The organism is Bacteroides sp. AF32-8BH, from assembly GCF_003435205.1.
Lineage (GTDB): Bacteria > Bacteroidota > Bacteroidia > Bacteroidales > Bacteroidaceae > Bacteroides > Bacteroides ovatus.
Map to the genome: position 1 here is coordinate 1 of NZ_QVLZ01000037.1, position 11,960 is coordinate 11,960.

An 11,960-nucleotide genomic window follows, 5' to 3' on the forward strand; every position below is an offset into this window, starting at 1 on the left:
GTCTGGGCTTTGCGCATAAAAAAGGCTGTGTCAGCGTTTTGACACAACCTCATCTATTTAAGACAATACCTATAATCGCAATCTTTTACTTTTACGAATCCATTACTTAACAATGTTCTTATGGATAAAACATTAGCCTCATCAGGGTCAGCCAATATCTCTTTCCCTCCTATTTCGGCAATTTCCCCGATCAGCTTCTTTACAATAATCTTCCCGATGCCCTTACCCAAATATTCCTCTTCGCCTATGAGATAACCTATTTCAAAGACTGTCTCTTTCTCATCGACAGTTTTTCCGTAATGTTCCGGTATATATTCTTTTTCAAAATAACAATCCAAGTATAAACAAAAGCCAATGGCTTTATCATTATAATAAACAATGAAATGTTTCATATAATGATATTGGGTATTTCTATTATTTACCTCATCCAACCAAGCCATTTTATGTTCTTCTCCGTCAGGGCAGAACCATTTATAAATATATTCTTTAGCCAACCATTTACTGAAAATGTCTACATCCTTATCACGCAAAGGCTTTATTGTGATCTTATCATTCTTAATATCCATACTTTTTTGTGGTGAGACGCCAGCCTCTTTTATAAACTCCATAAATCCAACTATCTGAAATACAAAGATATAATTTTCAATACAATAAAGAAGAACTAAAGGATATTTATAAAGCAACTCATGTCCACAGATATCACAACAAGAAAACGAATGACCAAGTATAAAGAATCTAAAACAAACACAAATGTCGAAATCATACGTTGGGAATCGTACATGATTACTTATATTTGCGTTATCGAGCAACTTATTAAGAACCGGATGATATGTTAAAACGGATTAAATTTCAAATTCTGTAGAAGTGTACATCCCAATAAAATACTAAAAAGGCAAGAACATGAAACTTTGGAAATATAGTGGAACACTTTTAACAGCAACAGGAGTCATTCATACCATTTATGCGTTATTTCTTGGAAAAGAAGCTTTTACGGAAATGCTTAACAATGGATTAATAGACTCTATTGGAGAAAATCATAACCTGGGCTTTGCTTTCTGGTTCCTAATCTGCGGAATAATACTTATTCTTTGGGGAGAGACACTTCAATACTATATCAGAAAAGAACAAAAACCGGCACCTTTATTTTTAGGTTACTTCATTCTACTGTTCACCATAATCGGTTGCATAGTCGAACCAATATCCGGTTTCTGGCTTTTCTTACCGCAAGCACTTATTATTATTTATTCAAACATGAAAAAGCAGTGAGAAGCATCATCCATAGCGAACTCAAAACCGAGTGCAGTGCTTAAATGCAACTTATTAAAATCCCATAGCATCTTTCACTAAAACCATTTCTTTATGAGAGGTCAACTTCTCTAATAAAAGCAATGCAACCCCGTATGATGTTTGAGGACAATAAGAAGTTATGATATTATCATCCACCACGATGGGAGAATTTACGATAGTTGCTCCAAATCCCTGAAGCACTTTCTGTTTATGAGCACCTCTAAGATGATAAGTTGTTGCTTTCCGACCGTTCAACACTCCACTTTTCCCAACAGGCAAAGCTCCCACGCAGACTGTTGCGATCCATTTCTTTTGTGAGTCAAACAGTCGTATCAATTCCAGAAGTTGTTCATTATATGCCTCCTCATAGAATCCGAATTCTTCAAATCCGCCGGGTATCGCAAGCGCGTCATATTCATCTGCAGACACTTCATCCATGACTTTATCCACCAAAACAGGAACATTGAAAGAACTAATCACTTTTTGATTCAAGCCACAGGTCACAACATCTATTTTACAATCAAAATCCGTCTTTGCCCATCCCATAACATCTATAAAAGCACTAAACTCAATCGTTTCAAACCCTTTAGCAAGGAATACCAATAATTTCATAATCAAATTAGTTATATATTAATAATATAAGAAACAGCATTGCACTAAAAAGAATGTGAACTAAAATCACCTTCATTCTTTCCTATAATCCCCTCTTTACCTCACCTTTTGCAGCCTCCCAACCAATCATTGCAGTCTTGCGAATCTCTCCCCAATGGTAATTTCCCAACTCACCGGAAGCACGAATGACCCGATGACACGGAATAAGGAAAGCTACGGGATTCTCACCGACAGCCGTTCCAACAGCCCGGCAAGCTCTCGGATTATTGATTCCTACGGCTATATCTCCGTAAGTAGTCAAGCCACCGACAGGAATTTTCAGTAAGGTTTCCCATACCTTTAGTTGAAAGTCGGTACCTTTCAGATGCAATTTTATTTCTTTGAGTTTACTCCAGTCCTGCGTGAAGATAAATAAAGCATTTTGCTGCACTTCATCCACAATCGAGGTAAACTTTGCATTAGGAAACTTCTTCCGTAAAGAGTTAAAAGCCGCGTCATGATCGTCTGCAAACTCCATACAACAAATACCTTTATCGGTAGACGCAATGAAGATTTCACCGAAAGGACTTTTGGCAAAACTGTAATTGATAGAAAGACTTTCACCTCCGTTTTTATATTCGCCCGGCGTCATCCCTTCTATATTTACAAACAAGTCATACAATCTGCCCGTACCGGAAAGCCCTGTTTCCTGTGCCGCATCGAATAAAGACGCATGAGTTTCATTCAAGATTCTCTTGGCATATTCAATACTGGTATATTGCAAGAACTTCTTAGGACTAACTCCCGCCCACTCCGTAAACATACGTTGGAAATGCGCCGTACTCAACGCCACTTCCCCGGCAATCTCATCCAATCCCGGTTGCCTTTTAAAATTCTCCCTTATATACCCGATTGCCTGCGCAATGCATGCATAGTCAAGCATCTTTTGCTCATTCATAACAGAGGTTTGCCATTTAATTCCAAATCCAGCAACCGCTTTTTGGCAGGCAATCCGCCTCCATACCCAACAAGCGTGCGGTTACTACCGATGACACGATGGCACGGAGCAAAAATAGAAATAGCGTTCGCCCCATTAGCTGCAGCAACAGCACGGACAGCTTTCGGCAAATCGAGTTGTTTTGCCAGCTCACCGTATGACACAGTCGAACCGTATGGAATCTCCAACAACTTATACCATACACTCTTCTGAAACTCCGTACCAACAAAAAGCAAAGGCACCTCAAACACAGTCCGCTCGCCATTGAAATATTCATCCAACTGGCTCATCGCCTCCAGTATCACATCTGATGTACTTTTCTCATAACCAGCTTTCAGCACTTTCCGCAATCTCCTGTCTACGATATCCCTATGACTTTCAGCCGCCCAGTCACAAAGACAAAGCTTATCCTCAAACGAGCCAAGCATCAAATCACCACAAGGAGAATGATAACGCTGTATCTTAATTACATTCGTTTTATCTTCCATACTTCCAAAGATACGTTTATTATATTTACAGTTGAAATAACAGCTAATAATATTTTCGTTTTTACACTCGCACTCTCATTTCCAATGCCGCAAAATTACTACACGCATCACTGATAAACGACCCGAAAATTGCTGTTTTTACGTAGAAAAGACAATCCCCCTCCCACTCCTCCATACAATCAATCGTTCTCAATATACTTTATCACCCGGCAAGGACTGCCGACCGCCACACAATTCTTTACCATCCGATTCAATATCCAATTATTTTTTATACATGATTTACTCTCACACCCTCACACTTTCCCTGCATCCCCCTATTCATCATCCTTTCAGTGATGAGGGTAAGAGTGAGGGTAGGTGAGGGTAACTTTTTGCCCTCACCCTGTCTCGTCCTGATTGGGTTGACAAAGCCCCCTTTCACACCACCTTTATCAATTACTTCACTTTCATCAAATGATAAAGCGTCCCTTTACGAGACTTACGACAAGGAATATTCAGTTTTTGAAGTGCACGCCCAAACTGTCCTACCTTATTAATAGCCAGTTTATCCCGTGTTTTCGTCTGTAAATAACTCAAAATCTGCATGGCAGTCAGCCATTCGCCTTCCATTTCCTCTTCTACGGGATTAAGATAGCAGTGGAACAGCTGTTCCAGCGGACTCGCCTGTTCAAACTCACGGTTAGTCTGTTTTAATATGTTTTCATCCTCATCATTCAGCCAATAACGTTCACCTTTATAAATAGCCTCCATCGCTTGAGCATAAAGCTGCTTGTAATTAATCGTAACATTCGTATTAATAGGAGCCGTCACCTCAATGCAAATAAAACGGCGGCTACCGCTAGGATCAGTAAGCAAATCTTTCTGATTGCTGGTACCGATAAAAGAAGCATAACGCCTCATTTCCCGAATCGTATTACCGTATGGTTTGCGCAGATTCGCCACAGGCTTCTGCAACAAATGCTTCAAGAACCCCTGCTGACTGACATTAATCTGATCGAACTCATCAATATTTATCAGAAAAAAACGTCCCAAATAGCGTTCCGCCTCCTGTTTACTTTTAAAATCAATACTGTCCGTATAGCCGAAACGCAACTCCGGCGGCAGAATAATGCGACAGAATGTAGACTTACGATACCCCTGCGAACCAACCAGCAAAGACGAAGTATTATTACCATGCTGCCGATCGACTCCCCTCCAATGCGCCACCATACTAAGAAACCAGCGGTAAAATAATTCCTGCCAATGCGGATTATCACAAGGCACCAGACCAGCCAATGCACGGATACGATCCTTCCCGTCCCAGCGACCTGTCTCATAAAGATATTCCTCCACAGGATTATACAAAGGAACACATTCCGAATTCAGAAAACGATCCACATCACGGTCCCACGCACTGATGCCTTCCTTCAAAGCATTGATCGCAATACTGTTGCGCACCCGTTTATCCACCGGCTTAAAGCAAAAGTGAACAGAATCGCGTTGCCGATATTCCAAATCGTCCTGCACCGTATTGTAACGGAATTCATACCGACGTTTCATAAACTCTTCCAACAGAAAAGCCGTCTCCTGCTCTTTATTGATACTGCTTTTCTTGCCGAATCCCTTACACTCCTGATAAAGATTATGCAGTATCGAACGGATCACCTGCTCTTCTTCCTCGCGATAATAATGAATCATCGTCTGTCGTATCGCTTCCTCTTCGGGAAGCCCCGCTTTGAAACAATGCTCGGCAAGGCGAACCAATAAAGGCTGCAAGTCGTCCCCACGTTTCCAATCCTCCATTTCCTGAAGTGCCCTGTTCAAGGCCGCTTCATAAATCTTCGTGAATGTTTGCGCCGACTCATATCCCGGCTGCAACCGTAATAACGGATTTTTCTCTCCCTGTTTCCGCTGGCGGAAAGTCTCTTCTCCCAGCATCGTAAGCGGTTGTTCCAGGCAGAACGGCACCGCATCCGGATTATAATAAGGAGATTCGTCCAGCGTCATACGGCATCTCTGTGCCAAAACAGGTTCTTTCAAATCAATATCGAAAGGCAACATCGGCTGATAACATTTCACAGCCAGCCAATAAGCATGAACATGAAATAATTCCGCCTCCGCTTCCTTGACCGGCAACCCTCCGTCATCCGGCAAAGCGAAACGCACCCATATTTTCACGCTACGCCCGCTGGAGCCACAAAAAGCGGCAAAAGTCTGTGGCAGAAGTGCCGCTTGCCGTTTCACAAACTCCGCTTCCGAGCCACCGGCCAACCGGCTCACTTCCAACTGTACCAAACCGTTGTACTGCTTCATTTTCCGTTCGCCCTCTTTGGTACGGGTATATTCCACAGCAGAATAAATGTATGGCAATTTATCAATATGTTCGTATCGGGCATACGTACCTTCCAGCAACGGTATAATCTCCCGCAAAGCCGTGATATGTCCCGCTTTAGTTTCCGTCTTCATTTTGTCGAATAGTGTGCCTGTCTCACAAATGCTAAGAGTTTCTTTTCCGCTCCCGTTGTCTTGTCTGATTAAAGTAACTTTCATCCTATTTTTGTCTATTTTTTCTACAATCACATCTACATATTTAATTCCTGTAAAGATACGCTTTTATCCTCCGGTAAACAAGCATTTTATCCGATAAATACCTGCATATTATTTGCATTTGCCTTATTATTTATGTATCTTTGCTTAGTAGTTGTCAAGGGCTCACCCGTGTGAACAAACAGGCTATCAATTGTAAATAAAAACGTCTACAGACGTAAACAGCCTTATTCACATGGGTGAGCCCTTGCAAATCATTAGAGTTTAACAAAAGAAACATTAAGCATTAATGTATTACTATCTAAGAGAATACATAACAAGAAGAGTTCATTTAAAACAAATATAGAGCTATGGCAATATTATTCGATTGGTATGAAGACCCGAAGCCTTCAAACAAACAGCAGGGAGAAAACGGAAACACCCTGCATCCGCGCATCAAATACAACGGTTCCACAGGGACCGACGTACTGCGCCGACGTATTCAAGAACGTTGTTCACTGACAGAAACAGACGTCACAGCCGTACTTGATGCGCTTTCACACATCATGGGACAGGAATTGGCGGAAGGACGCCAAGTTCATCTGGACGGCATCGGTTATTTCCATCCCTGCCTGACGACCACGGAACCTGTAACGGTAGACACAAAACGGAAAGTGACCAAAGTGAAGCTAAAGGCCATTCAGTTTCGTGCCGACCAGACATTGAAAAACGAATTCGGCGTTCTTAAAGTGAAAAACCTCAAAGGTGGACTGGATTTCACCCAACTGACGAACGAGGAAATTGACCTGCAACTGACTAAGTACTTCCGTACTCATCCATTTATGCGGAGACACGACTTCCAATATCTTTGCGGAATGGCAAGAAGTACAGCCATGCGACATATCCGACGTCTGCGCGACGAGGGTAAATTGAAAAATATGGGTGGAGCCATGCAGCCGATTTATGTGCCGGGAAGTGGATATTATGGTAATAATAAAGAAGTTAGTGTAAAAACGGAATAAGATTGGTCAACTCAAATCAGGACGAGACAGAGTGAGAGTAAAAAGTTACCCTCACCTACTCTCACCTTTACCCACACACCTGTAACCCCGATGAATAAATGGATTGAGCATAAAGGGTGAGGGTGTGAGGGTAAAACGTCACCAACATTTATTTGAGAACATTCTTAATGCGAGCAACTATTATATAAGAGCACCTCCATACCGTTCCGTATTTTACCGAGGAATCTTAACCATTTCAACCGGCTGCTCCTGTATCTTATCCAACGGTTGTGATTGATATTTTACCTTTGAGAAATCAATAGCTTTTAAGTCAATGCAACGTATCGAATTGTTATAAGCCGTTTTATAATAAACCTTCCGGTTCGTGAGGTCGATAGCCGAGGTCCATTGCGTAGCACTGGGAATATCCGGAATATCACCCTGTGAATGTTCTATACCGATAGGAATATCAAAATTATTAAGCAAGTGGAAACATTGCTGCACGGTATCAAAGCCTGTAGCACGTTGCGGAGCTGTTCCCCGATAGAAGGCAGCACGTACAAACCGCGAAGGAGGCGTGGCATCACCCGGAATACCGAGAAAACCAGAGTTGCCACCAGTCGGTTGCAGTGTAATACCACTCAATTTTTGCATGGAAGCGTCACCCGGATGAAGATTGGCGTAGTTGTTCAAATTAGTGAGTTGCCATTCAAAACCGGGGGCATTCGTCAATACGCCTACTTCATTCTCATAAAAATGCGGCACACCACCTACAATTTCCAACACAACCTGACGCCCCGACGGTTCACCGATACGCCAATGTACTACCGCTGTCTTTTCCAGTCCTACAACACGTACAGAAGAAAGGGCTGCCTTCACCTCGTCAATAGTGGAAAACTGCGACAACAACCACTCCGTCACTTGAAGGTCTGCCAGTGTCCGCTGGTTCTGTGCAGCATCATACGTCTCATATCCCCCATAATGAGGAAAGAAAAATAGTCCGGCCGAAAGTCCGGCCTCATTGATTCCTTCGGCAATAAATTCTTTTTGTACAACAGCCAGACCAACCACTCCATATTTTGCCGTAAACGTTAGTCCATTGACACCTGTAGGAGTGAATGACGTGAGCTGTTGGCCACGTGGAATAATCACATACTCGCTTTGCAATACACCGCGCGCCCATTCAATCGTACGGGCCTGCACATAACTACCGTCACGGGATGTCAGCGAGATTCCCGTACAAGCTACAGCCTGAAAAGTGCTGCCACATACGGCAGCAATCCCTAGCAATAAGTTCTTTGTCATCTTCATCATTATTTATATATTTATTCGCTAAAAACTCAATACTGTATAAAGACAACAAAATATGGGTTATTTTAGTTGCAGACACCTCTCTCAAGAAAACTATTGTTTTTTGTTCGTCCCGTACTTTGCGGAACAATATACGTAGTTTGCTTCAATATGCAATCTCTTTTTTTTGGTTAAGCACCGGGAACATACGGATGAGTGAACCAGAAGCACGACCCTTCCCCCTCACGGGATTCGACTCCAATCTTTCCGCCCATCCTATTGACCAGGCTTTGACAGATGGATAATCCCAATCCGGCACCTTGTACAAATGAGTCTAATTTTACAAAACGATTAAATATTTCATGTTTTTGTTCATCGGGAATCCCTTTGCCCGTATCCGTTACACAAAAACGCACCTGACTCTCATCTTCCAATGAATAGGAAAGTGTGATTGAGCCTTTAGTCGTAAACTTCAAGGCATTAGTCAGAAAATTAGAGAGTACTTGCATGATTCGGTTTTTATCAGCATCAATCACAATCTGCGGTGAATTTTCATCAAACCGCAGTTCGACCGCAGTGTCACGTTTTTTGTGTGAGAAGGTAGCAATCACTTCCCGGCAAAGTTGTGGTACATCCACCCGTCCCATAACAAGATCTATCATACCGGCTTCGATTTTGGAGATGTCCAGAATGTCGGAAATAAGGTTGAGCAACAGCTCATTGTTCTCCTGCACTAAAGACATATATACATGACGCAGCTCCGCCTCATCGGTTTCGGCAAGCAGACTGGAAAAACCGACGATGGCATTCAAAGGAGTACGTATTTCATGGCTCATATTGGCAAGGAATGCTGATTTGAGCCTGTCCGATTCTTCCGCTTTTTCTTTAGCTTGAATCAGCTCTAGTTCCACCTGTTTGCGGGTGGTGATATCGGTAGCCAGTTCCATGATTGCCCAACGTCCGTCGAGCCATTTTATTGCCATGCTCTGGATGGTATACCAACGTTTGGTGACCGGATTGTAGTCTTCCCAAAAATGAACGCCTGTAAACTTACGGTTGGCATCGAGCAACTTCGGCTTCGGGCAGTGTTTACACCCATTTTCCAGACCTGCATTCAACATTCTCCAACATTCCGCATTTTCCGGAACTTCTCCTGCTTCTTCCCTGAAAGGCTTATTGGCAAAAATCACTTTCAACGTATCGTAATCACTCACAAAAATATTGGCATTGATATTGTCCAATACCTTTTGCATGGTTCGCTGCGACTGTTGCAGCGATGTTTCAACTTGCCAGCGTTTAGTAGCAGTAGATACAATTTGCGATATCTGGCTCATCAGTTCCACATCTTTTTCATCCCATTGTTTGTTCCAGCAAAAGTTGAACGAAAGAAAGCCGAAATGTACTCCCAATTGTGACAGGGGAAAAACAGCAATGGCTTTTACGCCTTGCACTTCGAGCATTTGAGTAATAAAGGGATCAAGCGAATAAATATCGGACGTACAAATGATATGGTTTTCTTCCAGCATGTCGAACCAGGGTTTTCCCGCTTCAATGGTCATACTCCGCAAGTAATCGATAGCGGGTTCTATACCGTCGTTGCACCATTCGTTGGTGCAGCCATACGTAACTCCGTCGAGGTGGTTTTCCCATGTCGCCAAACGGTCGACACCAGTATAACGGCCAATTTCGGCCAGTGCCATATTCATAGCAGTAGGTATATCCGGTTCCAATTACAAAATTTGCAGTACCTTGATAAATAATGCCTGCCGTCGGTTGGTTGCTTCGAGATTCTCCTGAATAGCGATCAAGTCTTTAGATTTCTCTTCAACCATCTGTTCGAGGCTGGTACGGTACTGTTCCAATTCCATACCGCCCCCTTGAGGTTCAGAATCAGTGGATTTCATGTTTAATAGATAACAGTAAATAGAATTTTAGTTTAGTTTCGAATCCGGACGAGATGCGTCCCACATTCTGCAAATATATACATTTATTTTAGAAACCAAACTTTTTCCCATCAAAACGACTTCTTATAAATGCCTAATAATCGCAGAATTACGAAAGCATATATTACATAATCGACCTCGTCAATTCCAAACTTCCTCAATATTATACCGGATGGAATCTTTTCAACAATATATGACTTACACTGAAAAAGTCCTTATCACACTTTTCTATCTATTAAAACTAAATCCTATTCGTCTGGTTATATCAGTTTCAACCCTACGATTGAAATAATCAGAGTCGTCATAAAAAACAAACGACCCAAAGTTGCCGGTTCATGAAAGAACAGGATACCGATCAATACAGTCCCCACCGCTCCTATCCCCGTCCAAACAGGATATGCAGTGCCGATAGGCAATGTTTGCGCAGCCTTTGCCAGTAGGAACATGCTTAAGGTTACAGAGATTACAAATCCCGCTCCCCACAAATAAAAATCGGTGCCTGTCGCTCCTTTAATCTTGCCTAGACAAAAGGTAAAACCAACCTCAAACAGTCCGGCAATAATCAATATAATCCAATTCATATCATTCTATTTTAATATTAGACTGCAAAATTAACAAGATGCCCGGAGCTTTCACTTTACATTTGATAAGAAACGACGGTGTAAGAGTATCATCAAATCTCTTTTCCTAATATAACTTTTTGTATTTTTGCAGAATAATGATTCAATGCGATATGGATATACACGAGATTATAAACAGGATATATCGGATGCCGGAGGCTTCAGCGGATAAGGTGGTCAAACATCTGTCAAAAATCACATATCCCAAAGGTTATCATATATTGGAGGCTGGCAAGACTGAAACGAATATCTTTTTCATCGAGAAAGGGATTGCTAGAGCTTACATTCCCGTAGACGGAAAAGAGGTAACGTTCTGGATTGGGAAAGAAGGGTCAACCATTGTCTCATTGAAAAGCTATGTAAATAATCAACAGGGGTATGAGTCAATGGAACTGATGGAAAACTCGGTGTTGTATCTATTAAAGCGCAAAGACTTACACGAATTATTCAAGGAAGATATCCATATTGCCAACTGGGGGCGCAAGTTTGCCGAATCAGAGTTCCTGCAAACAGAGGAAAGACTTATTTCTCTCTTATTCACCACCGCGTCCGAACGGTATATGAAACTGATACAAAATAATCCGGAGCTATTACAGAGAATACCATTGGAGTGTCTTGCTTCTTATCTGGGAATAACTCCGGTAAGTTTAAGCCGGATAAGGGCGAAATTGAAACGGGTACTTTGAGATAGAAACATGTTTTTCAAAAGCAAACAGAAAGTGATATATTTGTACAACGAATGAATCAAAAAAGAGAAGTCATGAATATCGAAGATTATAGAGAATATTGCCTGTCAGTCAAAGGAGCAACAGAATGTATGCCGTTTGATGAACATACTTTGGTTTTCAAGGTTATGGATAAAATGTTCACTTTTGCTACATTACGTCCTAAAAACGGAAGATTCTGGGCGGATATGAAATGTAATCCTGATAAATCAGAAGAGCTCATAGAACAATACGAAGACATTTTTTGGGGACCTTTTTCGGATAAGAAACATTGGATAACCGTTTACTTGGAAGGAGATGTTCCCGATAAACTCATAAAGGAGTTGATTAGCCACTCGGTAGAGGAAGTTATAAAGAAGTTACCCAAGAAAAAACAAGAGGAACACAGGAATATGATTTAGGATTCGGAAAGTAGACATATCCGGCACTACGATTATTGCTAAAAGTAGAGCCGGATAAAATCACTATACACCCCAAAACGCACACACGGATAAAATCATCGTATATTTAAAA

General features: G+C 41.8%; 11 protein-coding genes and 1 pseudogene. 4 read left to right on the forward strand and 8 right to left on the reverse strand.

The features are described 5' to 3' along the window. Positions 1-53 precede the first annotated feature (53 nt). Positions 54-566, reverse strand: coding sequence for a GNAT family N-acetyltransferase (locus DWZ47_RS22115; protein ID WP_004309086.1), 513 nt, complete (start codon positions 564-566; stop codon positions 54-56). A 334-nt stretch (positions 567-900) separates the two neighbouring features. Between DWZ47_RS22115 and DWZ47_RS22120 the strand changes: the two genes are divergently transcribed. Further along, positions 901-1,266 (forward strand): DUF6463 family protein, encoded by a 366-nt coding sequence (locus DWZ47_RS22120; RefSeq protein ID WP_004309084.1) that lies wholly within the window; start codon positions 901-903, stop codon positions 1,264-1,266. Between the two features lie 54 nt (positions 1,267-1,320). On the opposite strand, the gene DWZ47_RS22125 is transcribed toward DWZ47_RS22120, so the two are convergent. The 4 genes from DWZ47_RS22125 to DWZ47_RS22140 all read right to left on the reverse strand — a co-directional run bounded on the left by DWZ47_RS22125 (position 1,321) and on the right by DWZ47_RS22140 (position 5,892). Beyond that, positions 1,321-1,899, reverse strand: a complete 579-nt coding sequence (locus DWZ47_RS22125; protein WP_004306443.1) for a DJ-1/PfpI family protein — start codon at positions 1,897-1,899, stop codon at positions 1,321-1,323. Positions 1,900-1,981: 82 nt separating this feature from the next. Next, entirely contained in the window at positions 1,982-2,836 is an 855-nt protein-coding gene (locus tag DWZ47_RS22130) for a bifunctional helix-turn-helix domain-containing protein/methylated-DNA--[protein]-cysteine S-methyltransferase (protein ID WP_009040657.1), read from the reverse strand. Then, positions 2,833-3,363, reverse strand: a complete 531-nt coding sequence (locus tag DWZ47_RS22135; protein WP_009040656.1) for a methylated-DNA--[protein]-cysteine S-methyltransferase — start codon at positions 3,361-3,363, stop codon at positions 2,833-2,835. The genes DWZ47_RS22130 and DWZ47_RS22135 overlap by 4 nt, the downstream gene beginning before the upstream one ends. A 435-nt stretch (positions 3,364-3,798) precedes the next feature. After that, positions 3,799-5,892: a BT4734/BF3469 family protein gene (locus DWZ47_RS22140; protein ID WP_117514714.1), complete on the reverse strand. Its 2,094-nt coding sequence runs from the start codon at positions 5,890-5,892 to the stop codon at positions 3,799-3,801. Between the two features lie 347 nt (positions 5,893-6,239). On the opposite strand from DWZ47_RS22140, the gene DWZ47_RS22145 reads away from it, so the two are divergent. Further along, positions 6,240-6,890, forward strand: coding sequence for an HU family DNA-binding protein (locus DWZ47_RS22145; protein ID WP_004306439.1), 651 nt, complete (start codon positions 6,240-6,242; stop codon positions 6,888-6,890). A gap of 213 nt (positions 6,891-7,103) precedes the next feature. On the opposite strand, the gene DWZ47_RS22150 is transcribed toward DWZ47_RS22145, so the two are convergent. The 3 genes and pseudogenes from DWZ47_RS22150 to DWZ47_RS22160 form a co-directional block, all read right to left on the reverse strand. Continuing rightward, the gene (locus DWZ47_RS22150) at positions 7,104-8,183 is read right to left on the reverse strand and encodes a linear amide C-N hydrolase (RefSeq protein WP_032852166.1); all 1,080 of its coding nucleotides are present in this window, start codon (positions 8,181-8,183) and stop codon (positions 7,104-7,106) included. Positions 8,184-8,350: 167 nt separating this feature from the next. Next, a pseudogene (locus DWZ47_RS22155) lies at positions 8,351-10,063 on the reverse strand (ATP-binding protein). 299 nt (positions 10,064-10,362) lie between these two features. After that, the gene (locus DWZ47_RS22160) at positions 10,363-10,683 is read right to left on the reverse strand and encodes a DMT family transporter (protein ID WP_004306435.1); all 321 of its coding nucleotides are present in this window, start codon (positions 10,681-10,683) and stop codon (positions 10,363-10,365) included. Between the two features lie 152 nt (positions 10,684-10,835). Between DWZ47_RS22160 and DWZ47_RS22165 the strand changes: the two genes are divergently transcribed. After that, positions 10,836-11,408, forward strand: a complete 573-nt coding sequence (locus tag DWZ47_RS22165) for a Crp/Fnr family transcriptional regulator (RefSeq protein WP_004306434.1) — start codon at positions 10,836-10,838, stop codon at positions 11,406-11,408. 74 nt (positions 11,409-11,482) lie between these two features. Beyond that, positions 11,483-11,848 (forward strand): MmcQ/YjbR family DNA-binding protein, encoded by a 366-nt coding sequence (locus DWZ47_RS22170; protein ID WP_055235662.1) that lies wholly within the window; start codon positions 11,483-11,485, stop codon positions 11,846-11,848. The last annotated feature ends 112 nt before the right edge of the window (positions 11,849-11,960 follow it).